Annotated in this window: 23 protein-coding genes; 18 read left to right on the top strand and 5 right to left on the bottom strand. The window is 49.2% G+C overall.

Annotated elements, in window-relative coordinates:
• Positions 1-531: 531 nt before the first annotated feature.
• The gene (locus tag C5S61_RS16390) at positions 532-1,509 is read right to left on the bottom strand and encodes an ADP-ribosylglycohydrolase family protein (protein ID WP_110516519.1); all 978 of its coding nucleotides are present in this window, start codon (positions 1,507-1,509) and stop codon (positions 532-534) included.
• A gap of 415 nt (positions 1,510-1,924) precedes the next feature.
• A complete protein-coding gene (locus tag C5S61_RS16385) occupies positions 1,925-2,659 on the bottom strand; it encodes a DUF7873 family protein (protein WP_110516517.1) in 735 nt (244 codons plus the stop codon).
• Between the two features lie 210 nt (positions 2,660-2,869).
• On the opposite strand from C5S61_RS16385, the gene C5S61_RS16380 reads away from it, so the two are divergent.
• The 8 genes from C5S61_RS16380 to C5S61_RS16345 all read left to right on the top strand — a co-directional run bounded on the left by C5S61_RS16380 (position 2,870) and on the right by C5S61_RS16345 (position 9,485).
• Complete coding sequence (locus C5S61_RS16380) at positions 2,870-3,394, top strand: DUF4405 domain-containing protein (protein WP_110516515.1); 525 nt, start codon at positions 2,870-2,872, stop codon at positions 3,392-3,394.
• 2 nt (positions 3,395-3,396) lie between these two features.
• Complete coding sequence (locus tag C5S61_RS16375; RefSeq protein WP_110516513.1) at positions 3,397-3,732, top strand: hypothetical protein; 336 nt, start codon at positions 3,397-3,399, stop codon at positions 3,730-3,732.
• Between the two features lie 75 nt (positions 3,733-3,807).
• The gene (locus C5S61_RS16370) at positions 3,808-4,503 is read left to right on the top strand and encodes a response regulator (RefSeq protein ID WP_110516511.1); all 696 of its coding nucleotides are present in this window, start codon (positions 3,808-3,810) and stop codon (positions 4,501-4,503) included.
• Positions 4,503-5,879, top strand: coding sequence for a sensor histidine kinase (locus C5S61_RS16365; RefSeq protein ID WP_240614530.1), 1,377 nt, complete (start codon positions 4,503-4,505; stop codon positions 5,877-5,879). Before C5S61_RS16370 ends, C5S61_RS16365 begins: the two co-directional genes overlap by 1 nt.
• A gap of 53 nt (positions 5,880-5,932) precedes the next feature.
• Positions 5,933-6,316 (top strand): VOC family protein, encoded by a 384-nt coding sequence (locus C5S61_RS16360; protein WP_110516507.1) that lies wholly within the window; start codon positions 5,933-5,935, stop codon positions 6,314-6,316.
• A gap of 179 nt (positions 6,317-6,495) precedes the next feature.
• Complete coding sequence (locus tag C5S61_RS16355; protein ID WP_110516506.1) at positions 6,496-6,948, top strand: macro domain-containing protein; 453 nt, start codon at positions 6,496-6,498, stop codon at positions 6,946-6,948.
• Positions 6,949-7,128: 180 nt separating this feature from the next.
• Complete coding sequence (locus C5S61_RS16350) at positions 7,129-8,595, top strand: SNIPE associated domain-containing protein (RefSeq protein ID WP_110516503.1); 1,467 nt, start codon at positions 7,129-7,131, stop codon at positions 8,593-8,595.
• A gap of 68 nt (positions 8,596-8,663) precedes the next feature.
• Positions 8,664-9,485, top strand: a complete 822-nt coding sequence (locus C5S61_RS16345) for a nucleotidyltransferase domain-containing protein (protein WP_110516501.1) — start codon at positions 8,664-8,666, stop codon at positions 9,483-9,485.
• Here C5S61_RS16345 and C5S61_RS16340 read toward each other — a convergent pair.
• A complete protein-coding gene (locus tag C5S61_RS16340) occupies positions 9,482-10,297 on the bottom strand; it encodes a hypothetical protein (protein WP_110516499.1) in 816 nt (271 codons plus the stop codon). The two genes, C5S61_RS16345 and C5S61_RS16340, sit on opposite strands and share 4 nt — an antisense overlap.
• On the bottom strand, positions 10,294-10,845 hold the full coding sequence (locus C5S61_RS16335) for a sigma-70 family RNA polymerase sigma factor (RefSeq protein WP_110516497.1): 552 nt from the start codon (positions 10,843-10,845) through the stop codon (positions 10,294-10,296). Before C5S61_RS16335 ends, C5S61_RS16340 begins: the two co-directional genes overlap by 4 nt.
• A 524-nt stretch (positions 10,846-11,369) precedes the next feature.
• Between C5S61_RS16335 and xylB the strand changes: the two genes are divergently transcribed.
• A complete protein-coding gene (xylB, locus tag C5S61_RS16330; RefSeq protein WP_110516495.1) occupies positions 11,370-12,869 on the top strand; it encodes a xylulokinase in 1,500 nt (499 codons plus the stop codon).
• Between the two features lie 45 nt (positions 12,870-12,914).
• Here xylB and C5S61_RS16325 read toward each other — a convergent pair whose 3' ends face one another.
• Positions 12,915-13,409 carry a hypothetical protein gene (locus C5S61_RS16325; RefSeq protein WP_110516493.1) on the bottom strand — a complete coding sequence of 165 codons (495 nt, stop codon included), beginning with the start codon at positions 13,407-13,409 and terminating at the stop codon, positions 12,915-12,917.
• 376 nt (positions 13,410-13,785) lie between these two features.
• Here C5S61_RS16325 and C5S61_RS16320 point away from each other — a divergent pair, with 376 nt between their 5' ends.
• The 9 genes from C5S61_RS16320 to C5S61_RS16275 all read left to right on the top strand — a co-directional run bounded on the left by C5S61_RS16320 (position 13,786) and on the right by C5S61_RS16275 (position 26,004).
• Positions 13,786-14,412 (top strand): NADPH-dependent F420 reductase, encoded by a 627-nt coding sequence (locus C5S61_RS16320; protein WP_110516491.1) that lies wholly within the window; start codon positions 13,786-13,788, stop codon positions 14,410-14,412.
• Between the two features lie 572 nt (positions 14,413-14,984).
• Positions 14,985-17,054, top strand: coding sequence for a peptide ABC transporter substrate-binding protein (locus tag C5S61_RS16310; RefSeq protein WP_110516487.1), 2,070 nt, complete (start codon positions 14,985-14,987; stop codon positions 17,052-17,054).
• A gap of 152 nt (positions 17,055-17,206) precedes the next feature.
• Positions 17,207-18,193, top strand: a complete 987-nt coding sequence (locus tag C5S61_RS16305) for an ABC transporter permease (RefSeq protein ID WP_110516485.1) — start codon at positions 17,207-17,209, stop codon at positions 18,191-18,193.
• 36 nt (positions 18,194-18,229) lie between these two features.
• Complete coding sequence (locus tag C5S61_RS16300; RefSeq protein WP_110516483.1) at positions 18,230-19,123, top strand: ABC transporter permease; 894 nt, start codon at positions 18,230-18,232, stop codon at positions 19,121-19,123.
• The gene (locus tag C5S61_RS16295; protein ID WP_110516481.1) at positions 19,123-20,166 is read left to right on the top strand and encodes an ABC transporter ATP-binding protein; all 1,044 of its coding nucleotides are present in this window, start codon (positions 19,123-19,125) and stop codon (positions 20,164-20,166) included. Before C5S61_RS16300 ends, C5S61_RS16295 begins: the two co-directional genes overlap by 1 nt.
• Entirely contained in the window at positions 20,141-20,998 is an 858-nt protein-coding gene (locus tag C5S61_RS16290; protein WP_110516479.1) for an ATP-binding cassette domain-containing protein, read from the top strand. Before C5S61_RS16295 ends, C5S61_RS16290 begins: the two co-directional genes overlap by 26 nt.
• Positions 20,999-21,056: 58 nt before the next feature.
• Complete coding sequence (locus tag C5S61_RS16285) at positions 21,057-22,136, top strand: glycoside hydrolase family 5 protein (RefSeq protein WP_164689557.1); 1,080 nt, start codon at positions 21,057-21,059, stop codon at positions 22,134-22,136.
• Between the two features lie 143 nt (positions 22,137-22,279).
• Positions 22,280-23,497, top strand: coding sequence for a cytochrome P450 family protein (locus C5S61_RS16280; protein ID WP_110516476.1), 1,218 nt, complete (start codon positions 22,280-22,282; stop codon positions 23,495-23,497).
• A 59-nt stretch (positions 23,498-23,556) separates the two neighbouring features.
• On the top strand, positions 23,557-26,004 hold the full coding sequence (locus tag C5S61_RS16275) for an ABC transporter permease (RefSeq protein WP_164689555.1): 2,448 nt from the start codon (positions 23,557-23,559) through the stop codon (positions 26,002-26,004).
• The last annotated feature ends 7 nt before the right edge of the window (positions 26,005-26,011 follow it).

Genomic DNA, 26,011 nt, shown 5'->3' with positions numbered 1-26,011 from the left:
GGTAATCATGGTCCCTCACCCCCCAACCCCCGCTCCCACTGAACGCGGGCGAGGGGGAGCCGACCATGGTGTATCACACATCGTGACAGAACCGCACGATTAAAGCCCCTCACCTGCGCACGGGAGAGGGGTTGGGGTGAGGGGATCAGGCGGTGGTTAACGTGATGTACCATTACATATAGGCTCTGGGCTATCGGAACATTGATTGAAATTTCCAATAATCTCCCATAGCCAAAAGCCAAAAGCCCATAGCCTTACTTTGTGTAATTCGTGTAATTCGTGGCTAAAATAATCTTCCTTCGTGCTCTTCGTGGATCAAAAACTGGCTCCGCGCCAGTATTATGGCTATGGGCTAGCGGAACATTGATTGAAATTTCTAATAATCTCCCATAGCCAAAAGCCTGTAGCCCATAGCCTTACTTCGTGGAATCTGTGGCTAAAATAATGTTCCTTCGTGCTCTTCGTGTCCTTCGTGGTTAAAAAAGGCCAAAAGATTGAGTTTCGCTGCAAACGTAGCAGTGGAATCTGTGGCTAAAATAATGTTCCTTCGTGCTCTTCGTGTCCTTCGTGGTTAAAAAAGGCCAAAAGATTGAGCTTCGCTGCAAATGTAGCAATTGTTTGTTTAAGCGCAATTCTATTGGCCCATGGCGAATGTAACACAACCTCGCCATAATACGCGCCTGCCAACTGGCCATAAATTGCGCCCGTCGTATCAGCATCGTTGCCCAAATTTACTGCCAATAAACAGCCTTGCTCAAACGAAGTGCTCTGGTAAAACGCCCATAATGCTGCTTCGAGGGTGCGTGGCACATAGCCCAAAGCCTCGATTTCTGGTGGCTGGCGCTCACGAAACGAGCCAGCAGCAATTTCGGCAATCTCAGGGCTGAGGGTTTGATGCTGCCAGTAGTTGGCTAATGGATGATAATTGGCTGCTAAAAGCTGCGTTTTTGGCACACCCCGTAATGCGCCAATGATTAAGCCTGTGAAATAACGGCAGGCATCGATCGCAATTTGATTGCCATGGGTGGTGCGCGAACTAGCAGCAGCGTAGTTATCAGCTAATTGGGGATTGTTGACATAGGCAAGGGCAATTGGTGCAATTCGCATCAACGAGCCATTGCCAGCCGACCAACGATCCTGATCGCCTGCATAGGCATCGCCAGTTTGGCTAAAATAATTAATCGCCTCGCGAATGGTGCGCCCGCTATCGATATAGCCACCAGTACTGCTGAGATGGCCTGCTTTGAGCCAACGCCGATAACGCTGCATTTGATCGACAGCATCAAAGCCTTTGGATTCGATTAAACTTTCAGCAAGGCAGAGCAGCATGGCAGTGTCGTCAGTCCATTGGCCAGCAGCCAAATTGAACACGCCACCACCAAGCATGTCGCTGATTGACACGAAACTGCCCGGGCGCTGAAATTCTAACGTTGCGCCTAGGGCATCGCCAATCGCTGCGCCAACCAAGCATGCCGCATAGCGTTGCCACGGAATTGTTGCTTGTTGCATTGGACTTCCAATTATTATAATGGCTATTGGCTGAAGGCTCTGGGCTAGCACAAACTGAATCACAATAATCTGTGCCAATCTGTGGCTAAAAAACATCGCATTTAACGCAGAGGCGCAGAGATTAATTATTGTTTGAAGGCTCTGGGCTAGCGGAACATGTGGTGGTAGCGCAAGAATCCCAATAGCCCATAGCCCATAGCCTTACTCCGTGCACTTCATTACTAACCAGTGGCTATTTTTAACGCAGAGGCGCAGAGAATGAAGGATGAAATCAAAAGTCAAAAGTCAAAAGCCTATAGCCACCAGCCCATAGCTTTACTTCGTGCTCTTCGTGCTCTTCGTGGTTTCAAGTCTTCGTGTGAAATTTGGTTCTCTGCGCCTCTGCGTTAAATTTCGCTCTGTTCTATGTTCTTTTTTACGCCCCAAACAAATAGCTCAAAAAGCGTTCGCCAACTTTTTGTTCAACTGCTTCAGTATTATTCGCTTCTTCGCGGGCAAATTTGACTGCTTGTTGCAATTTACTAATCCGTTCGAGCAATTCATTAACGCGGCGGGCTGGCAATGCACCTGAGAATTTAATTGTACGCCAATAGCCAACAATCACATCTTCATAATACACTTCAACTTGCGCTGGGTGTTTTTCGGTTGCTTCAGCCTTAACGTGGTTACGAGGAATTTTCTTCGTGCGCACGGTTTGCACTGGCTCGGTTGCCCATGTATCAGTCGATTGATCAAGGTTCCAGCTTTCTGCTGCATCAAGAGTTGGTAACTTGCGCACAAACGTTTGCAAATCAACTAATTGTTTTTCCAAAAAGAGCAAATAAGCAACTGGCACATCGTTGAGCAAGGTTTGGCCATCAACAACAACATTGGCTTTGGCAACACAATTTGTCCAATCTTTGGTCGCAGTAACATCAAATAAACGGGTTAAAATTGTGCTCGTTTGGCGAATAATTTCTTCAGCTCGCATTTGAACTTTGGTCGATTCTGGCGGTAATTGTTCGCCTTCTTCATCTTTTGGGCGATAGGTGCGGCTGATCCCTGCCAAGAGCGCTTGTTTTTGCAGCGCTTGGTGCGCTTCGGTCAACTCCGAGAATGAGCGGCTTTTGACCCCTTTTTCAACGGCGATAATTTGGTTTAATTTAGCCATGGTGTAATCCTCCAACTAATCATTAATGTGAATCTGCCCGCAGTATAGCCGATGTGCCTGCGCTTGAGCCATAGCCCTCAGACCGATTGCTATCCATCGTTGGGCTTAATCCCAATAGATTGTTGGCGAGTTCTTCATAATCTTTGAACAATTGTTTTCTATACTCCATTCAGCGATGTGAACAACCTTGATCAACAAAGGATACAGCGTATGCAGACGGTAACCAAGGCCAAAACTGGCAATCGAAGCAAAACAAACTATGTCGTCGATCTGATAATTGGAATCAGCTTTTTGCTGGCAACCGCCCCCAACGCCACTGGCGAGCCAATTCACGAATGGCTGAGCATGGGCTTGCTGGTGATGGTTGTGGTTCATTTGTTGTTACATTGGCAATGGATTGTGGCGATTAGCAAGAAACTATTTGGCAAGGTGGCATGGCAACAACGAATTAATTACATGTTAAATATTGGCCTGTTTATTGATCTGACAATCATCATGTTTACTGGCGTGATGATTTCCAAAACAGTTGTGCCATTGTTAGGTCTGCAATTACCCAGCAATCTGACGTGGCGCAGCTTGCACGGGCTGGCTTCTGATGTTGGCGTGGTGCTGATTGGCTTACATTTGGCCTTGCATTGGGATTGGATTGTGCGCACATCAAAGCGCTATCTGATTCAGCCAATTGTCAAACGTTTGCATAAGCCAGCCACTCAATTAGCCACCAAGGAGCAATAACCATGAACGTATTAGGCCGAATATTGATTATTGCGCTGGCTGCGGCTTTGGTGATTGGCGGTTTGCTGGCATTTGTGCCCAGTAATGCGGCGGCTGGTTTCGCCGATGGTCGTCCCGACCGCCAATTGACGCTTGATCCAGCGCAAGCTTCTGGCACGGCTGATCAATCAACCAGTGCTGCACGACCTGAATTTGCTGGCCGCGAACGTGGTGGCGATCATCATGAAGGCGGTTTTGGCCATATCATTCGCAATGCTGCTATCATGACAATTATTATTGCGTTGGTGGCGTTTGGCATGCGCTGGTTGCGTCGCCGCCGCGCTGTTGTCTGGCTCTAGCTGCTTGTTTGCAAGGCGCAACGCTGATATGTTGTGCCTTAGTTTGCACCCGCTGCGGGAGATTGGAAACGCCCAATGGCTCAAACAATTTTAGTGATCGATGATGAAGCAAAGCTGCGCGAATTGCTCCGCAGTTATTTGCAAAATGAAGGCTTTAATGTTTTTGAGGCCAAGAATGGTCGTGAAGGATTGTATGTGGCGCGTGAGGTCAAACCCGATTTAATTTTGCTTGATATTATGATGCCCGAACTTGGTGGGCTTGATTTTATGCGTGCTTGGAATAAAGAAGCTGAAACACCAATTATTTTATTGACTGCCAAAATTGAAGATCACGATAAAATTATTGGTTTGGAACTTGGCGCAGATGATTATATTACCAAGCCATTTAATGCTCGTGAAGTTATGGCACGGGTGCGGGCTGTGTTGCGCCGAAGTTATAAAGCGCCCACCCAAGCCGATATGTTGCGAATTGGCGAGATTGTGCTAGAGCGTTCGGCCTGTACATTGATGGTTGGCGAGCAGATTATCGATCTCACGCCATCGGAATTTGAAATTCTGGCAACATTAATGGCCTCACCTGGCCATGTTTTTTCGCGCTTAGATTTGCTTGATCGCACGTCGGGCCAAGCGTATGAAGGCTACGAACGCACAATCGATGTGCATATTCGCAATCTGCGTAGCAAAATCGAGCCCGACCCGAAAAACCCGCGCTATATTGAAACGGTCTATGGGGTTGGCTACCGCTTTGCCCGCCCGAAACGGCCTGAATGATGATGCTACGCTCATTGACGTGGAAATTAACCATCGCTTTTTTGGGCGTTGGCTTGATTGGCGCTTTAGTTGTGGCGTTGCTGGCCCGCCAAAGCGCACGCAACGAATTTGATCGCTTCATCTCGGAGCGTGATCAAACGGCCTTGATCACTGCCGTGACTAACTATTATGTGAGCCACGCCAGCTGGGATGGCTTAGAAAATGAGATCAATCAAGCGCCAGATTTGGCCTTTTATCGGCGTAGCGCAACCTTGTTTGATCGCGATGGCAAGGTGGTTTTGGCCAATGGTCCGTATGCTCCAGGCGTAATTGTTGATCAAGCTACCCTCGATGCGACCCAACCTTTGACCGTTGCCAACCAAACCGTGGGCTATATTGCCTTTGGCGTGATTCAGGGCGTACAACCACCAGCCCTTAACCCTGAAATGTTGACCAAAACTGGGCCATCACCAGGCCAGCTGGCCTTTGATCAACGGATTACCTGGGCGATTACCGTGAGCGCAATTTTTGCCACCAGCGTTGCCCTGTTGGTTGGCACATTGTTGGCGCGGCGGTTGACACGCTCGTTGCGCGAGTTGACGGTAGCAACCCAAGCCATGGCTGCTGGCCAGTTGGAGCAACAGGTGGCGGTGCGTTCAAATGATGAAATTGGCGATTTGGCGCGTTCGTTTAATCATATGAGCGCCGATTTGAGCAGGGCTACCCATTTGCGCAAGCAGATGACCGCCGATCTTGCGCACGATTTGCGTACACCGCTGAGCATTCTGCGCGGCTATGCAGAAGGCTTGCGCGATGGCATTTTGCAGCCCTCAGAGACGATCTACACCGTGATTTTTGATGAAGTGACGCATCTTCAGCGCTTGGTTGACGATTTGCGAGTGCTTTCGTTGGCCGATGCTGGCGAACTCTCGCTCAATCGGCGCTTGGTTGATCCAGCGGCCTTATTGGAACGCACAGTTCTGGGAGCGTTTGTGCAGGCTGAGCGCCAAAATATCGAGCTAAAACTCGAAACCGAGGAAGGCTTGCCATCGGTGTCGGTTGATACAGATCGCATGGCACAGGTTTTGAATAATTTGGTGAATAATGCCTTGCGCCACACCAAAGAGGGCAGCATTAGCCTCATTGCCAAGCGCCAAGCGCAACAGGTGCAATTGATTATTCGCGATACTGGCAGCGGAATTGCTGCTGCTGATGTGCCCTATATTTTCGCCCGTTTCTACCGTGGCGACAGCTCGCGCCAACGTGAAGATCAAGCGTCGACAGGCTTGGGTTTGGCAATTGTCAAAGCGATTGTTGAAGCTCACGATGGCCAAATCGAGGTCGAATCGGTTTTGGATGAAGGGACAAGTTTTATCATTAGCTTGCCTATTGCTTGACAACAGGCGTATACTTTATGGAACATGTGTTCGTATAGTTAAGGGTGAATGGTATGCAAATCAAGATGACCAGCGTGTTTGTTGACGATCAAGCCAAGGCCTTGAAGTTTTATACCGAAGTGTTGGAGTTTATCAAAAAAGTTGAAGTGCCAGTTGGCGAATTTTTATGGCTAACCGTCGTTTCGCCCGAGTCACCAGATGAAATTGAACTTGTGCTCGAACCCAACAATCATCCAGCAGCTAAAGCCTACCAAGCTGCGCTCAAAACCGATGGGATTCCCTGTTTGAGCTTGGCCGTTAAAGATATTGATGCTGAATATAAGCGCATGCAGGGCTTGGGCGTTGAATTTCGTAGCCCACCCACTGATATGGGGCCAACCCGCGCTGCGATCTTCGATGATACCTGCGGCAATTGGCTTCAGATCTATCAAAGCTAATGGGTATTGGTTGTTGGTGGCTGGGGGTCGGGAGCACGAAGAATATGAATGCTAGTAAAATTGAACGATCTTCATAATCCACCAAATGAATTTTAGGGAGTGCAGGGGGATGAAAACCCCCTGCGTTTCCCGCCGATGGAGGGACGGAAGGGAGGCAAACGATAGAAGCGAGAAATTGAATGCTTGAATATTGCCAAGGAAATATATTAGCCGCGCAAACTGCGGCGTTGGTCAACCCAGTTAATTGTGTTGGGGTCATGGGCAAAGGCTTGGCTCTACAATTTCGCCAAGCGTTTCCAGCCAATTATCAAGCCTACGTCAAGGCATGTCGGGCTGGGGCGGTGCAACTTGGCTCGATGTTTGTGTTTGTTGAATCAAACGCTGAGCAGCCAATGACGATTATCAATTTCCCTACAAAGCAACATTGGAAGCAGCAATCGTATTTGGCTGACATTGCGAGCGGCTTAGACGACTTAATCGCTGTGCTTGCGGATCGTTCGCTTGATTCGGTGGCTGTACCTGCCTTGGGCTGTGGCTATGGCAGCTTGGCTTGGGCCGACGTTGAACCGCTGATCATCAAGGCGTTTGAGCGCTTGCCAAACCTGCACGTTCAATTGTACCCACCGCAATAAACCCCAAAACCCAATTTCTCGGCCTAAAACACGCTTTTGGCGTGTTTTTTTTCTGTTAATCCTGAGCATGCAAAATTTGGCATTTAATTGCAGCTAATAGAGATAAGCAACTATAGCTATACGTTACTAGAGAATGCTATTTAGATTTTATGTACCTAAGTATTAAGGAGATTGCACCAAATGGCTATTTCCGATGTTTTTAAGATCAATCAAATCAAGCTGGAACGTGATCAAGCAATATATGCCAGGGATCAATTGTTGTATGAGCGAGATCAATTATTGCAACAGGCTGCACAACTTAGGTATGAACGCGATCAATCAAGCCAAGATGCAGCATTATTGCGTTCAACCTTAGCTGAAACCGACCATATGCAATTCTATCAATTAAAACAAGCTATTGCTGAATTAACTGCTCAACGTGAGTCAATTCGTCAAAGTGTTAATGTAACAGCATATGAAATTAATCAAGCGAAAGAGCAATTACACTTGAGTTTTGTTGCTTATGATCGTGATATGCAGCAAAAGCGGGCAACTATTCAAGCTGACCTTGATGGATTGCACAAGCAAATTGAACAACGCCGAAGTGAATTAGTTGTTTTAGAAGATGAATTACTCCTTCAATCGTTTGGCCTCTATACCCCACGCTATGATTTATCCAATAGCGAAGCCTATAAACAACGAATTGAGCAAGTTCGCCGTGAGCAAGCTGCAAAAGTAAAACAAGGCTTAGCCGCACATTGTCCAACCAATTGGACGGTTAATAATAGCCTTAAAGAAGGCCAGAAAATGATTAAGGATTATACGAAACTTATTATTCGTTCATTTAATAATGAGTGTGATTCAACTATTATTAACGTTAAGTTTAATAATATTGATTCTTTGGAAAAGAAAATCCGTAAAGCATTTGAAACATTAAATAAACTTGCTGTAACCATGAATATTCTACTGACAAATGAATATCTAAATAGTAAGTTGGAGGAATTATACTTATGTTATGAATATCAATTAAAGAAACAACGGGAAAAGGAAGAGCAAAGGGCATTGCGCGAACAGCTGCGCGAAGAAGCAAAACTTTTACGAGAGATGGAAGAAATAAAAATTAAGCTTGCAAAAGAAGAACGCCATTTCATAAAAGCATTAGAGTCGATCGAGTCGCAGTTATTGAAAGTCAATAATGAAGCTGAAAAGAATTTATTAGAACAAGAAAAAATCGCTATTTCCCAACAATTAGTTAAGCTTGAGCATGAAAAGCAGGATGTGATTAATCGTGAGCATAATACACGAGCTGGCTATGTCTATATTATTTCAAATATTGGGGCCTTTGGCGAGAATATTTATAAAATTGGCGTAACTCGACGGCTTGACCCGCAAGATCGAATTGATGAATTGGGTGATGCCTCAGTGCCATTTGAATTTGATGTTCATGCGTTAATATTTAGTGATGATGCTCCTGCTTTGGAAAATGCTTTGCATCGAGCATTTGAAGCTCGCCGATTAAATATGATAAATCGGCGACGTGAATTCTTTCATGTAACCTTGAAGGAGATTGAGCACGTGGTTAAAAATCATTTTAGCAAGCCGGTTGAGTTTGCTGAATTAGCCGATGCTGCTGAATATCGCCAATCATTAATCCTGCGTAAAGGTTGAAATGTCGATTTTCTGAATTTGAGTGCTGCTTTTGTGCTATAAACGTTGGTGAAAGGAGCACTCAATTGATGCCTGTACAGATTATTGATTTGGTGGTGGAACGCTTGCGGACGGTGGCTGGGGTTGAGGCCTTGGTGCTTGGTGGCTCGCGAGCACGGGGCACGCATCACGCTGAATCGGATATTGATATTGGCATTTATTATCGCAGCGATTTGGATGTTGCGGCCTTGCAAAGCCATGCTCAGGCCCTCGATGATTTGCAGCGTGAGCAATTGGTAACCGAAATTGGCGGTTGGGGGCCGTGGATCAATGGTGGTGGTTGGTTGACGATTCAAGCAATGCCGGTCGATTGGCTGTATCGCGATTTGAACAAGGTTGAGCAGGTGTTGGCTGCTTGCCAGGCGGGCCAAGTGACAATTGATTATCAGCCAGGCCATCCCCATGGCTTTGTTTCGGCGATGTATCTGGCTGAAGTTGCGCTTTGCCAGCCCTTGTATGATCCATATTCGAGTTTGGCCAACCTCAAGCAACAGCTGCACGCCTACCCACCTACCTTGCAAGAAGCATTGATTGGGCGTTTTTGGGAAGCTGATTTCGCCCTCGCTAATGCGCGCAAAGCAGTGAAACACGGTGATTCGGCGTATATTGCAGGCTGTTGCTTTCGGTCGGTGATGGTTATGACCCAGACGCTCTTTGCCCTCAATCAGCAATATTGGATGAACGAAAAAGGGTCGGTTGCGCTGACACGTGGGTTTAAGCACGTGCCAGCTGCTTACGATCAGCAGGTTGCGCGGATATTTAGCCTGCTTCAGCCGCAGCCCGAATCAATTGCTCAAGCCTTAGATGAGCTAGAACGTTTGATTCGAGCGACAGCAGCCTTGTTGGATTAGTTGGCTTGCAAGCCTTCGGCAATTTGCACGAGATCTGCTTGACCCAAGATGTAGCTTTCAACCGTCACAATTTGGCCATCTTCTTCCCACACGATCAAGTTGACTGAAACGGTCTCGAGATCTTCTTGATACATTGGGCGACCCAAATCTTTGATGTACAACGGTGCTTGCTCAACGTACAAGCCTTGTTTGTTGCGCACGGTGATTGGGGTGGTGCTGGCTGCGCCAACGCTTAAGGTATCGCCTTCTGCGATCGATCGGACATGGATCGAAATCGAATCAGCTGCGCTTTCGTTAGCATAGTAGCGGCCATTGTAGCCAGGTTTGGCAACGTAACCAGCTGGCATATAGCTAGGCTCGTAGGCAATATCGTTGCTCAGCACTGGTGGCACGGCGGTTGGCTCGTCTGGAATTGGTGTCGTCTCGGGAGCCGCAATCAATTGTTCAACCTTGGTTGGCTCATTATTCACCGTCAACCAGCCAATTTGGTGCAAAATTTGGCTTGCATAGCTGCGTAATGGTGGCACGGCCACGGTTGCAACAACGAGTGCCATCATGAGCGCTAAGCCGATTCGCAATTTTGATTTCAACATAAAACCTCCATAGTGTGGTTTGGGCGTGCCAAGCAGCTGCTGTACCCGTTGGGCGGTAGCCGCCTGCTGAGTGCTGTTTGGCTGCAAACCGATTTGGCCTAACTGTTGGGCCAGTTGAAGTAGGGCTTGATGATCAGAGTCAGCGGACGATGGTAGTTGACCAGTGTCAAGCAAATGGTCAACATCAGCATTAAATTGCTGGATTTGCTTATCGATCATTGTTCGTATCCTGTATTTGGCAACCATTGGCGGAGGCGTTGCAGGCTGCGATAAAGCATCACTCCTACATTGCTTTCGCTATGGCCGGTAATTTCGGCAATTTGGCGATTGTTCAAACGCGCCCCAAATTTCAAGGCAATCACGTCGCGTTCATGGGCTTTGAGTTTGCCCAAGGCTTGGTGCAATTGCTGATGGGTTTCGCCGCGCACAGTATCGGCCAGCAGGTCGCTGTTGTCGGCAGCATCCTCACGAATAAAATCCAATGAGAGCCAGCGTTGGCGGCGTTGGCGCTGAAAATGGCTGTCAACGCAGTGCCGAGCAATGCCAAAAATCCATGCTCCCAGCGTGCCACGATCGGCGCGATAGGTTTCGATCCTGGTCATTGCCCGCTCAAAGGTATGGGCAACAAGATCATCGGTGATACTGGGGTCGCGCACGCGATAGTCAATGTAGCGATAAATTGCCGCGTAATGCTGTGCGTACAGTTCACCAAAATCAATTTGGGTTGTGCTTGTATCAAGCGTTGGTTGCTGAATCCTAATCATCATTGCCTCACTTATCTGACGCACTTAAACTACACCCAACCAGCAAAAGTATTACAAGCACTTTTCAAATTTGGTTTGAATTGATTCACGAAGGGCCTGTAACCGCGAAGGTCGCGAAGAGCACGAAGGACGAGGCTATAGGCTTTTGGCTATCGGGGATTTGTTGGGAACTCCAACCATTGTTCCGATAGCCGATAGCCCTGAGCTGTAATGGTTTATTGGATTGGTAATCGTATTCCCTCACCCCCCAGCCCCCTCTCCCACTGGACGCGGGCGAGGGGGAGCCGACCATTGTTTCACCACAAATCATGCAAAACCACGAAGTTAAAGCCCCTCGCTCGCGCCACGGGAGAGGGGTTGGGGTGAGGGGATCAGATGGTGGTTAACGTGATGAACCATTACACTTAGCCTATAGCCATATGTTCTTTGTTCTATGCTCTGTGTTCTTTTTTGCCTTTTGACTTTTGATGGGTGTTCGTTAAACTGCCTATAGTCAATAGCCTAGAGCCTTTTATTGGAGCATCAGCATGGCATATGTACTTGGTTATGATATTTCGACGACCGCGACCAAGGCCCTGTTAATTGATCAACAAGGCACGGTGGTGGCCATTGGTCAGGCAACCTACGATTATGCAACGCCGCGCCCATTGTGGAGCGAGCAAGCGCCGCATTTGTGGTGGCAGGCTTGCTGCGAAAGCACCCAAGAGGTTTTGTCCAAAGCAGGCGTGGCCGCCAACGAAATTGTGGCAATTGGTTTGGCGGGCCAAATGCACGGTTTGGTGTTGCTCGATCAAGCTGGTGCGGTGTTACGCCCAGCCTTGCTTTGGAATGATCAGCGTACTGCTGAGCAGTGCGCGCAAATTACCGATCGGCTTGGCGCACAACGCCTGATCGAATTGACTGGCAATCGGGCATTAACTGGCTTTACTGCGCCCAAAATTTTGTGGGTGCAGCAGCATGAGCCGGAGCTTTATGCCCAAATTGCCCATATTTTGTTGCCCAAAGATTATGTGCGCTATTGTATGACTGGCGAGTTTGCCAGCGATGTGTCCGATAGTGCAGGCACGTTGTTGTTGGATGTGCGCAGCCGCCAATGGTCGGCGGAAGTGGCGCAGGCGCTTGAGATCGACCTTGCTTGGTTGCCACGCTTGTTTGAAGGCCCCTCGGTTACAGGCCAATTGCATGCCGAGGCTGCCGCAGCTTTGGGTTTGGTGGCTGGCATTCCGGTGGTTGGCGGCGGCGGTGATCAAGCAGCCAATGCAGTTGGCACTGGCGTGGTCGAAGCTGGCTGCATTGCGCTGAGCCTTGGCACGTCGGGCGTGGTCTTTGGGGCGACAGCTAGCCCAATTATCGAACCAGAAGGCCGTTTGCACGCCTTTTGTCATGCAGTGCCTGGGCGTTGGCACTTAATGGGTGTGATGTTGAGTGCTGCTGGTAGTTTGCGCTGGTATCACGACACCTTTGCCCCACAATTAAGCTACGATCAATTGCTGGAGCCTGCCGAAAACGTGGCAGTTGGTAGTGCTGGCTTGTTCTTTGCGCCCTATCTGACTGGCGAACGCACGCCGCACCCCGACCCCTTGGCCCGTGGTGGTTTTATTGGCTTGACTGTGCGTCATACTCAAGCGCACCTTACCCGTTCGGTGCTCGAAGGTGTGGCCTTTGGTTTGCGCGATAGCCTTGAATTGATGCGCCAAGCTGGAATCGGTACCATCGGCGCGATTCGGGCCTCTGGTGGTGGCACGCGCAATCGGTTGTGGCGGCAAATTTTGGCCGATGTGCTCGGCGCGCCGTTGGTTGGGGTGAGTACAACCGAAGGGGCTGCCTATGGTGCGGCGTTGTTGGCGGCGGTTGGAGCTAGCTGGTTTAATGATGTTGATCAAGCGGTTGCGGCGACCGTGCGTTTGAGCGACCCTACCGAGCCAAGCGCCGATCAAGCGCGCTATGCAGAATTATATGCAACCTATCGCGCAATTTATCCCGCGTTGCAACCATTGTATCCAGCTTTGGCCGCCGCCGAAGCCTAAATTTAACTAAAAGTTGCGCTGCTTGAATTTCAGGCAGCGCAACTTTTAATAGCGTATTTTGTTGCGGTTAGGAATAACTATTAATACGATCATCCCCAAAACCCCTAAGATTGATACCAAACCAAGCCATGGCGAATAGCCCTTGCTTTTGGTGGAAAAACACCATGCAGCCACCCATGCAATGGTGCTAAGTATAAAAAAGATGCCGGCTATTGCAGGATCAACAGTGTTGGGATTGCGGCTAATCAGAAAACCGCCAATGAGTAACAGCACAATAAATACTCCAAAGGCAATATTCGAACGCCGCCGATCAATTCTGGGATCAGTTTGCAGCAGATTTGGCACATGATAAGGATAATTAATTGGCTGATATTGGTCTTGGTATGGGTTTTGGCCATAGGGCGCTTGCGGCTGATATTGGCCTTGATACTGATTTTGGCCATAAGGTGCTTGCGGCGGATACTGGCCTTGATAAGGATCTTGGTAATTTGGTTGGTTGTTGGGTGGCGTTGGTGGGTAGTAATTGGGCTGGTTGCTCACGATTATTCTCCTCAAAGCAGCGAATAGCTCACTATAACATTGTTGCGTTGCCAGATTAATCCCAGTTAGTGTTGATTGTTGGCGCTATCTTTTTTGGGACGATAGTTTCAGGGTGGGGTGTTGGGGATTGGGGATCGGGGATCGGAATTGAGAAAAGCCATAGTGCTTTTTTTAACCACGAAGAACACGAAGGGCACGAAAGGCTATAGGCTTTGGGCGATAAGCTTCATCCTTCATCCCTCATCCCTCATCCTTCATCCCTCATCCCTCGCCCCTGTGCCAATGGACAGGCCCTTGCTCCACCTGAATATTGAGCAAGCCTGCTCTTCGCCACGTTATAGTGAGGGCAGCACATAGTTTTGGCGTGGAGGCAACGATGTTAATTGGGGTTTTGGGTGCTGGTAAAGTTGGCCAATTGTTTTGTGAATTGTTGGTTGAACGCGGGCATACGGTGTTGTTGGCAAATTCACGTGGTCCGGCCTCGTTGCAACCACTGATCGAGCAACTTGGGCCACAGGTTACGGCGGTTGTTCCAACAGAATTGCAACGAGCCGAAATGATTGTATTGGTCGTGCGCTGGCAGCATATTCCAGCAGCCTTGGAACCATTGGCTGATTATCAGGGCATCGTAGTTGACGTAATCAATAATCGTTTTGGGCCGAAGCCTAGTGATTTTTATGATTTGGCTGGGCGCGGCTCAAGTGAAATTGTGGCTGAACTCTTGCCCCAAGCGCGTTTGGTGAAAGCCTTTAATCATCAGCCATTTGCCGATTTGGCTCATCTGCAAGCAGCGCCAACGCCCAAAGCATTGTTTGTGGCTGGCGATGATCAGGCAGCCAAACAGGTTGTGATTAAGTTGATCGAATCTTTGGGTGCAACTGCCATGGATTTGGGCAACTTGCGCGAAGGCGGGCGCTTGTTCTCGACTGGAACAGGGCCGTTGGCTGGCCATGGTCGGGTTTTAAGCGTGGCGGAGGCAGAGGCGATTTTAGCTCAGCAATAAAGGGCGTTTTCGCCTGTTTCAACCCCTCGCTAACTGCTTGGCGAGGGGATTTTTGGTTTAATACCGTGAGGCGCTTGATTGGTTTAATCAAATCTAAAGAATATGTCTCAAATCTTTTTCTAAAATTTTTAGTAAAAAAACAACTTGACATTTAGAGAGATTCTTCTATAATAAGCACAAATTTCAATAACTCTTCAGTGAATTTCACGTTTGCGGGACATTTAGCGACTATGGCAGTGCTAAATCGGCGGTTATCGGGCTGAGAGACCGGTCTATCGCTCATAATAAAACTGCAATAGCCTCCAGAGAACTTATTTTCTTTACTAAAAAAAGTAGTTAATCTCCTACCTAAATGTTCAGCAGCAATGACCCAGCATGCACCTGCTTGCTTCGACAACGGCATCAGAAGCACCTATCTAGCTAGCTTCTCGGTTGGAACAGGCTTGTGAGAATGATCAAGTTTGATTGTCTCTAGCTAAGGAGGCTCATCGACGATCGAATTAGCAACCCAAACGCTTAACATTGTAGTACGTCGTTTTGGATTCAATTTGCTCAAAGAAGAGGAAATTCCCATGGTAAAGAAGCCAAAAAACTTGTGGGGCCTAATTGCGCTCCTGATTCTCGTTTTGCCAATCCTCGCAGCCTGTGGCGGTGCCGCCTCAACTGCAACCACGACCGGTTCAACCCAAGCCACTCCTGCTAGCGATTCTTCAGCTACCACTACTGCACCAACCGCTGGCACTGATGTCCAAGCTTCGCCTGCGAGCACAGATGTCAAAGATGTAACCGTCACTTTGCCATTCCAACAAGGTGGGATTACCAGCCTTGACCATGCCTACTGGTCAGCTCAATTGTTTGTCTCACAAGGCGTTGTCTTCGAAGGCTTGTATGGCTACGATCAACAATTGAATATCGTGCCAAAAATCGCCGAAAGCGCTACGCCTTCAGCAGACAACACGGTTTGGACGATCAAGCTGCGCAAAGATAAAAAATGGTCGAACGGCGACCCTGTTACGGCTAAAGATTTCTATGCTGCCTGGGTTCGCGCAGCTGGCCCAGAATTGAAAGATGCTCCAATGTGGGCAGGCATGATGGGCTACGTCAAAAATGGCTATGCTTTCAAAGCTGGCGCAGTTGGTATTGATGAAGTCGGCTTCAAATTGGTCGACGATTACACCATCGAAGTTACGTTGAGCCAGCCAAACGCTGCGTTCATCAACTTCTTGCCAGTTATGAACGCCATGCCAATCAATGCCAAAAACTTGGAAGCTCATCCAAGCGATTGGTTCGACCCCAAGAATGCTGTCTACAACGGCCCATACGTTGTTGAATCGTGGGTCAGCGGCGGCGATATTGTGCTCAAGCGTAACCCCAATTATGTTGGCGATGGCATTGGCAACGTAGGCACGATTGTGTTGCGCCCATACGCCGATGCAAACGCCCGCTTGCAAGCCTTCGAAAACCAAGAAATTCAATTCACCTTCCTTGAAGATGCAAGCCAATTGGCCTACGCTCAAGGCAACCCCGACATCAAAGACAACATCAAGAGCGAAGAAAACCCAATCGTTTGGAAGGGTATCGAATACAACCGCTCATTAGATGCTGGTCCATTGCAAGATGTGCGCGTGCGCCAAGCATTCGCCTTGTCAATTGACAAAAAAGCTATCACCGACCAAATTTTGAAGGGCTTGGCTGTGCCAACCGACACCTTCAACAGCGATGTTCGGGTGAAGGATAAAGTTAAGAGCTTGAGCTACGATGTAGCCAAGGCCAAGCAATTGCTGGCCGAAGCTGGCTATCCCGATGGCGCTGGCTTCCCAGAATTGACCTTCTACGCGCCACCATCAAACGACCCTCAAATGCCTTGGATCGAAGCCGTCGTCAAGATGTGGCAAGATAACTTGGGCGTGAAGGTTGTGATTCAAAACAACGAAGGCCCAGTTTATTCAAACATCCAATGGGCAAACTACAACAAAGATATTCAACCAGGCTTCGCCACCCTTGGCGGCCCAATGAACTGGTTCCAACCACTCGACTTGACCTTGGCTACCAACCACATTTGGTACTTCATGGATTACAAAGAAGGTGGCATGGCCAAGTACGCTGAATATCAAACCCAAATCGATGCTGTCAGCAGCACCGAAGCTGTTGGTGATTGGGCTGCTTTGACCACCCGCGCCGAAGCTGCTTGGACCAAGCGCCAAGCAATCAACAAAATCGAAGAGCCAGAAATGGCCAAAATCTCGGCCAAAGCTGCTGCTGCCCCAAGCTTCAAAGAGCAATGGGATGCAATCAACGAACGCTTTACCGCTGCCAAAGACGATGCTGAAAAGCTGACCGCCTACAAAGATGGCTTGTTGTTGCTCTTGAAGGAAGAACAAGACGCAACGTGGTATGATTATCGTACCGACGAAAACAAACAAGCCCAACGCTTGATGTTGAAATTGGGCGGCCAAACCCTCGACGAAGCTTGGGAAACCTTGCCCGCAATTCAACAATTGGCAATCGACTCAGCTTGGATGATCCCCATCTACTACGACAAGTTGTACTACGCAACCGATGCACGCCTCTCAGGCATTGTGATTAACAAACTGGCTTGGGGCGGGATCTTCCAATATCAATACTTACAGTGGACTGAATAAGCTCCGCACAACTGGCGGGTGTGTTAGCACACCCGCCAGCAACCACCACTGTACGCATTCTTCCTGACACACGGCAGTAAGATTTGATCGCCGGCTCTGCCATGATGGAATGCACTGTTGATTACTTGTCATTTAGCAATGGTAGGGTCGTTATGCGAGTCAATTTTATCTTCTTCTTACTCAAGCGCTTGGCGATGATGGCAGTCTCGCTGGTGGTGATTATTGCAATCTCCTATACGCTGCTTGCCAAAGCGCCTGGCAATTTTATGGATGTGCAGCGAGCAGTGGCCGCGATGACCACATTGTCAAATAGCAATAGCGAAACCTTCAAACTGCAAAAAGCGCTTTTCGACGAACGCTATGGCCTCGATAAACCACTGTATATGCAAATTTGGACGTACACCAAAAATGCGGTGACCTTCGATTTTGGCCCCTCGTTTCAAAGCCCAAGCATCTTAATTCAAGATATGGTGCGCGAACGCTTGCCACGAACCTTGCTGATCGTTTTCCTTGGGATTGGCCTCGCGCTGATTGTGGGGATTCCGCTTGGTGTGATTGCTGGCTTCCGCCGTAATACCTGGGTTGATTATATTGTGACTGGCTTTTCGATGGTCGGCCAAGTTGTCCCCGTCTATGTCTTGGCAATTGTACTGATCTTAGTTTTCTCTGGTCAGGTTTGGAAGGTCTTGCCCAATGGGGGCTGGGATACGCCATTTCCCACGATTAAGCAATTGATTTTGCCAGTGCTCACCTTGGCGCTGGGGCCAATTGCTGGGATTGCCCGCTTTACCCGTAACCAAGTTGCCGAAACCATGAGCCAAGAATTTATTCGCACTGCGCGCTCGAAAGGTATTTCTGAACGCCTGGTGATTATGCGTCATGCCCTCCGCAACTCCTTGATTCCTGTGGTAACAACGACTGCGCCCCAAATCGCTTATGCCTTGGTTGGCTCAGTCTGGATTGAAAATATCTTTCGGATTCCAGGGATTGGCCAATTGTTTGCCACCGCGCTTGGGGCCCGCGATTACCCGCTGGTGATTACGAGCACGGTTATTTTGGCCCTTGGGGTGATGTTGGCCAACCTTTTAGCCGACATCCTGTATAGCATCCTTGATCCGCGGATTAAGCTCGAAGCCTAATTTGTTGCACGCTAGTCTCAAAGGAGAGCTTGTATCATGGCAGTTAATCAGCTTTCACAATCACAAACCCAAGACGAGCTTCCGGCGGCGGAATCGCTACTCAAGGTGTTTTGGCGGCGCTATAGCCGTAATACCATGGCCTTGGTTGGCTTAGTGTTGGTTATCATCTTTGTCATCCTCGCCATTTTCGCGCCATTAATCGCTCCCTATCACTATAATGATCAGAATTTGGCGGCAACATGGCAACTGCCTTCCAGCGAGCATTGGTTTGGAACTGATGATGTTGGCCGTGATCAATTAAGTCGGATCATTTATGCTGTGCGCACGGCGGCGATTGTTGGCCTTGGCACCTCGATTCTCTCGCTGATTATCGGGGCGGCGATTGGCTCAGTCTCAGGCATGCGCGGTGGCTTAGTTGACACCTTTTTGATGCGCTTGGTTGAGATTTTCAATTCGTTTCCTTCCACTTTGTTGGCGATTATTTTGGCAACCACCCTTGGCCAAAAAGTAACCACGATTGTGATTGCCTTGGCGATAACCAACTGGGCTGGCTATGCGCGGTTGATTCGCGGTCAAGTGCTTTCGCTGAAAAATCAGGAATATGTGCAGGCTGCCCGCACCTTGGGGGCAAGCGAATGGCACATCATTACTAAATATGTGCTCCCCAACATTCTTGGCCCAATCGCAGTGGCGCTGAGCTTTGGGATTCCCTACGCCATGGTTGCCGAAGCAGGGCTTTCGGTGATTGGGGTGGGGATTCGGCCACCAGAGCCATCGTGGGGCAACTTGATCAACTTGGGGATTAACAAAATGCGTGGTTTTCCCCACTTGGCAGTTTGGCCAACCCTTTTGTTTAGTATCACGCTCTTAGCCTTCACATGGTTTGGCGATGGCTTGCAAGAAATCTTCAACACGAAAGGGGAACGCTAATGAATGCGCCATTGTTAGAAGTCACGGATCTCAAAGTTGAGTTCAAACGGCCTGGTGGCGTGGTGCATGCAGTCAACGGGGTCAATTTTACGCTTGAGGCTGGCCAAAGCCTTGGCATCGTCGGTGAATCTGGCTCGGGCAAATCGGTGACGATGCTTTCGTTGCTTGGTTTGATTGGCCGCACCGGACGAGTTGTCGGTGGCTCGGCGGTGTTCAATGGCGTTGATTTGGTCAAAATGTCGCCACGCGAGTTGCAAGATGTGCGTGGCCGCGATATTGCGGTGATTTTTCAAGACCCGATGACCAGCCTCAACCCAATTATGAAGATTGGTGCGCAAATTACCGAAAGTATGCGCATGCGCAAAATCTATTCGCAAGCAGAGGCCAACGAACGGGCGATTGAACTCTTGGATCGGGTCGGGATTCCCCAGCCTGCCAAGCGGCTCAACGATTACCCGTATCAATTCTCTGGCGGCATGCGCCAACGGGTAATGATTGCACTGGCGCTGGCACTCAAGCCCAAATTGCTAATTGCCGATGAACCAACTACTGCCCTTGACGTAACCGTGCAAGCCCAAGTGCTGGATTTGCTGGAATCGTTGCAGGAAGAAACCGGCATGGCCATGATTATTATTACCCACGATTTGGGCGTGGCCACCAACTATTGCGATAAATTAGCCGTGATGTATGCTGGCGAAATTGTCGAAATGGCGACGGTTGATCGCTTGGTTGACCACACATCGCACCCATATGCCTTGGGTTTGCTCAACAGCACGATGGAAATTGGCCATGGCAAAACTGCCATCCAGCCGATTCCTGGCAACCCACCAAGCGCTTTGAAAAAGCATACTGCTTGCCCATTTGCGCCCCGCTGTAGTTTCAAAACCAGCGTTTGCCAAGAGCGCAAGCCAGAATTAGCCACAATCGAACCGAATCACCTAGTTGCTTGTTTCCACGCTGATGAAGTGGTGAAGGCAGCCCAACAAGGTGATGCTGCAGCAGCGGAGGTGATGCTCAATGTCGCTCAACCAATCCACGCCTAATTCAGGCCAGCCCTTGCTCAAAGTCGAGGGCGTTTCCAAATATTTTATGCGCGACAAAAGCCGCTTTGCCGCTGTCGAAGATGTTTCCGTAACCTTGAATGCTGGCGAAACCTTAGGCATCGTCGGCGAATCAGGCTCGGGCAAATCGACGCTTTCGCGCTGTATCATTCGCTTGTACGACCCAGAAAAAGGCCGTATCTTCTTCGATGGGGTTGATTTTACCGCGCTCAAACCCAAGGCTTTGCGTGCCAAACGCCGCAACATCCAGATGATCTTCCAAGATCCATTGGCGAGTCTCAACCCAATGATGACCGTGCATAGCGCGATTGAAGATCCGATGCTGATTCATAATATTGGTTCAGCTCGCGAGCGCACCAAGCGCGTGCACGAATTGCTAGAATTGGTGGGGCTTGATGTTGGCGCTGCCAATGCCTTCCCTTTTGAATTTTCTGGCGGCCAGCAACAACGGATTGGCATCGCCCGCGCTTTGGCCTTGAATCCCAAATTGTTGATTTGCGATGAAGCGGTGAGTGCGCTTGATGTGTCGATTCAGGCTCAGATTTTGCGCTTGCTGCAAGATTTGCAAAAACAATTGGGCTTAGCCTACCTGTTTATCTCGCATAACTTGGCCGTGGTTGAGCATATGAGCGACCAAATTGCCGTGATGTTTAACGGCAAAGTCGTCGAATACGATACGGTCGAGGAAATTTTTCGCGCACCCAAGCAAGAATACACGCGTAATTTGATTGATAGTGTGCCGAAAATTCCGCGCTCGGATACACTGCGCTTCAAACGCCCACGCTTGAACAAAGATGCAGCGGAAGCCAAATAGTTTATCGTTCAAACACGAAGCCTGAGTTGCTTCGTGTTTTTTTGTGTGAGGAATGATCATGACAACGTTGTCGAACCCACAAACTGCGATTAGCGATGCTCGGTTTGCCAAATTGGCGCGAGGCATCAATTTAAGCCATTGGTTTGCCCAAGATTATAGCAACCAGTATAGTTTGGAGCATTTGCGCAACTACAACACCGAAGCTGATATTGCGCTGTTGGCCAAAATCGGCTGTAGCCACCTGCGTTTTACGCTCAACCCAATTCTGCTGTTGGATGAAAGCAACCCAAGCGGGTTGAATCCGGTCTATTTGGCCGAAGTTGATCGCGCAATCGATCTGATGTTGGCGCATAATTTGGCAGTCATTGTCGATTTGCACCCTGAGGACGATTTTAAGCAGCGCTTGTTTAACTCGCCAAGCTTGGTCAAAACCTTTGCGCGTTTTTGGCAAGCCTTGGCAGCACATTTGGCCCAGCGCGACCCAGAAATGCTGTTTTTAGAGGTTTTGAACGAGCCAGTTGTGACCGATGCGCAACAATGGGCTTTTGTACAGGCCGAATTATTGGCCGCCATGCGCGCTGGCGCACCCAAGCATACCCTGATTGCGACCGGCCACAAGTGGTCGAGCATCGCCGAATTGATTGAACTTGAACCCTTGGCCGACCCCAACATTATCTATAATTTTCACTGCTACGATCCCCACACCTTTAGCCATCAAGCGGCAACATGGGGTTCGCCCTACTGGCCGCATCTCGAATATTTGCCCTATCCATCAAGCCCCGAAGCCCTCGCGCCAATCGTGGCCAAGATTCAGGATGACGTTGCGCGTGATGCTGCAACGCTGTATGGCAACGAGCGCTGGAACCGCGCGGCGCTGCGCGAGTGGATTGGCCAAGCGGTGGCATGGGCTGAAAAGCATCAAGTGCGCCTGACCTGCAATGAATTTGGAGTTTATCGCTTCAAAAGTAAGCCAGAAGATCGCGCTGCGTGGTTGGGTGATCTGCGCAGCGTGCTCGAAGAATTTAATATTGGCTGGACAATGTGGGATTATGCTGGCGGATTCAGTGTGGTCAATCAAGTCAATGGCCAGCGCGAAATCGATGTGCTGACAGTTGAAGCTTTAGGCTTGCAGCAATAAGTTGCATCTGACCTCAACCCCTCGTCTACTTCACGCGGACGAGGGGCTGACAAAAGCATATATTTAGGCAATCTGCCCACTTGATCTTTATCAAAAGCAGCATAAGATAAGGCAATGGATTAGTCCTATGTAGAGGAGGATCGATGATCCATTCGACCTACGCAGAGGTATTTAATCAGCAATTCGTCCAAGATCCCTTCCCAACCTATGCTGCACTCCGTACCGAAGCCCCTGTTCACCGCATTACCCTACCCGATGGCCGTGGTTTATGGATGATTACTCGTTTTGAAGATGTTAAGGCGGCGCTGAAAGATCCACGTTTTATCAAAAATTGGCGCAAAGTGCTGACCCCTGAAGAGCAAAAGCTCATGCCCGTGATGCCGCCAGTCGTTCAATTGTTGTTCAAACATTTGCTGGCGATAGATCCACCAGATCATACGCGGATTCGCGGCATGGTGCATAAGGCGTTTACACCGCAATTGGTCGAGCAATTACGCCCGCGCATTCAGCAAATTGCCGATGAGTTGCTTGATGCCATGCTGGCAGGCCCACGTAGCACCGATTTGCTCACGGCCTATGCCTTTCCCCTGCCGTTGACCGTAATTGCCGAATTGTTGGGCATTCCCTTGGATCATCGCGAGAAATTTCGCTATTGGTCGGGCTTGGTGGTGACTGTCGATCCCTCGCCAGATCGTTTTACGCGCATGGCTGGTGAGATGGAAGAATTTGGCAATTATCTGCGTGAGTTATTTGCGATCAAACGCGCCAATCCGACCAACGATTTGACCAGTGCTTTGGTGCAAGTTGAAGAAGCTGGCGATAAACTGACCGAGCAGGAAATGTTTTCGTTGGTGTTTTTCTTGTTGATTGCAGGCCACGAAACCACAGTGAATTTGATTGGCAACGGCATGTTGGCCTTGTTGCAACATCCTGAGCAATTGAAATTGCTGCGCGAAAACCCCGACATGATTCGCAATACCGTCGAAGAATTGCTGCGCTTCGATAGCCCAGTCGAAACCTCAACCCTGCGTTGGGCACGCGAAGATGTAGAATTTGCAGGAGCAACAATTCCGCGTGGTGAGCAAGTGCTGGCCGTAATTACCTCGGCCAATCGCGACCCCAACTTTTTTGCCGAGCCTGATCAGCTTGATATTACGCGTAGCGAGCACAACCACATTGCCTTTGGCCATGGCATTCACTATTGTTTGGGAGCGCCATTGGCCCGTCTCGAAGGCGCAATTGCGATCAATTCGTTGGTACAACGGCTGCCAAATTTGCGTTTGGCCGTGCCAGCCCAAGACCTCATTTGGCGACCTGGCATGCTCATTCGCGGGATGATCGAGCTGCCAGTTGAGTTTTAGAGAACCTAGGATAAGCCACTATCAACCCCTGATAGTGGCTTATGAGAGAAGGGACTGCCATGGCTTCATTGAAGTCGCTGAATACGATTCGCTTGTCAGTAACCGTGTTCAGCATTGCCTTAGCAGCAGGTTTGCTAACCTTGCTCATCGGCATGTATCGTGGAATCGAGTTGCAATATCGCCAACTTGTTGATGGTGCAATTGGCGAACGAATTACGGTGATTCTTACCTCTGATTCGGTCAATGCTGGGGTTGACGAACTTAATCGCTTGAAGCCAGAAGGGCTTGATTTATTGACTAGTCCTTTTGCTGGCTCCTACGTCGATCTCAATATGGCAACGCTCCAGCAGGCAAATCTCGATATTCAACAGATCAAGCGCATCGTAGGAATCAAGGCGGTTGCTTGGTCAAATTATGCCGAACCATTTGGCATTAATGGCACGATTAATCTGCCGGTGCGGCGCGTGCCAAGCGATTTCTTTAGCGTTCAAAAGCTGCCATTCGCTGCTGGAAGTTTTGATCCAACTGCTGATCATGTTGTCATTGGGGCAACGATTGCGACGTATCTCTTTCCACAGGCTGATCCAATTGGGCAGGTGATAAGCTCAGACCCTAATACGCCGCCACCTGGTGCCTTTCCAAGTGTTGCTAAGATGCATCCTGGGGTCGCAACTGCAGTCGTAGGCCATAGCTATAGTTTGACGGTAACTGGGGTATTGGCTCCTTTGAATCCAGCACGCACGGTATTCGATCGGGCCTTCGATAGTACAATTTTCTTGATTGATCCTACGCTGCCGATCGGTTTGGCGAGTGTTGTTGTCGAGCCAGAGGCTGGCCAACAAGCTGCAGTAATAAGGCAATTACAAACCCAATTGGCTGAAAATTTGCCTGAAGGCTGGCGGGTTGTTGTTGAAAGTGAACAAGCAAGCTATCAGCAAGCCCAAATGCGTGATTTACAACAACTGGTCAACAGTAATTTCCTCTGGATTGTAGCAATTGCCCTGATTCTGATGGCATGCACGGTTGGCATTAGTAGTTATTTGGCAATTGTGCTGAAACGCCGAAGCTTAGGAATTCAGCGCAGCCTCGGGGCAACCAAAATACGTTTGTTTGGCTCATTAATTGGGGTTGGCTTATTGATTGGTGGGATGGGTGTTGCTGGCGGTTTACTCCTTGCTTGGATTAGCCAAGGTTTTTTTGCGCGCTTAAGTGGCATTCCGCCGTTGCTTGACGTACAAACGTTTGCGGTGAGTTGCTTGGTAATGCTAGCGATGGTGGTTGGCTCTTTTGGCCTAACAAGCTGGTATTTGCTCCGCGCAGCCCCAGGTACCATGATGCGTGAGCAACTTGGCACGACATTGGCAAAACATCGCTGGTTGGTTGGTGGGGCTAATGTGATGCTGGGCATCATTGCCTTGATTATGCTTTTAGGGTTACGCAGCGGCTTGGTCGCCCGCATCGATCAAATTCTTGGCGGCACAGGCGCTAAAACAATCAGTGCCGTTTCATGGACATCCGGCTTGGAGCCATTTAAACCTGCCATCTACCTAACTCATGAAGATTATGCCGCAGTTAAGGCCGAATTTTCCGCTTGGCAGGTTGCTTGGCGACGTTCACCGATGTACACCGTGATTGAGGCAAGTGCGAATCTGGCTGATTTGCAGCCAATTACGTTGGCATGTGGACGTTGGTTGAATGCAGAGGAAGAAACTAAAGCCCGTCAGGTGATTGTTTTGGGCTATGATCGGGCGCTCGAAATTGCCAAAGAGCGTAAACTGGCAGATGTTTGCGAGCTAAAACAATGGCGCAACATGCCAGTCGTTGGGATTTTGGCTGGCCTTGATTCATGGCCATTGATGATTGCGCAAGGCTTCTCGCCGCGAGCGGTTTATGCGCCATTGCAGAGTAATATCAACCCAACGATCGACGATCCTCAAAGCTACTTTCCCAAGGATATGTATCTGATCAACGGCGAAATTTTGGTGCAGATTCCCGCGACGACCGAGCTTGATCAAGCAGCCAAGCGCTTAGAGCAATTTTTAGCTGCTCGGCATCCTGAGGGCGTGCCAACTCTTATTTTGCCAGCAGGCATAACCCAGGAACTTTTAGCGCAACGAACCCAGATCTATTTGCTCGCTGGCCTGATGGTAAGCTTATGTTTATTGATCAGTGGCGTTGGCTTGATGAATCTCACCTTTATTAGCATTCTGAGCCGAGCGCGTGAGATTGGGATTCGGCGGGCAGTTGGCGCGACCAAACATACCATTTTACGCCAAATTTTGGCTGAAACAATCAAGATCTGTTTGGGTGCTGCGCTGCTTGGGGGGGTGATTGGCCTCCTGCTGGCACGAGTGTTACAAACCCAGTTGGGTTGGCCGCCAACGATGCCTTGGCATTTGCTGGGTGTAGCTGGAGTTACCGCCTTGCTCATTGGTGCTACGTTTGGCGTTTTGCCTGCATGGTGGGCTGCCAATTTGCCACCAACTCGCGCGATTAATGTTCAATAATTGATAG

Origin of the sequence: Herpetosiphon llansteffanensis (assembly GCF_003205875.1) — a bacterium.
Taxonomy (GTDB): domain Bacteria; phylum Chloroflexota; class Chloroflexia; order Chloroflexales; family Herpetosiphonaceae; genus Herpetosiphon; species Herpetosiphon llansteffanensis.
Note: the sequence above shows the minus strand (reverse complement) of the source record. Positions and strands in the feature narration are given on the sequence as shown.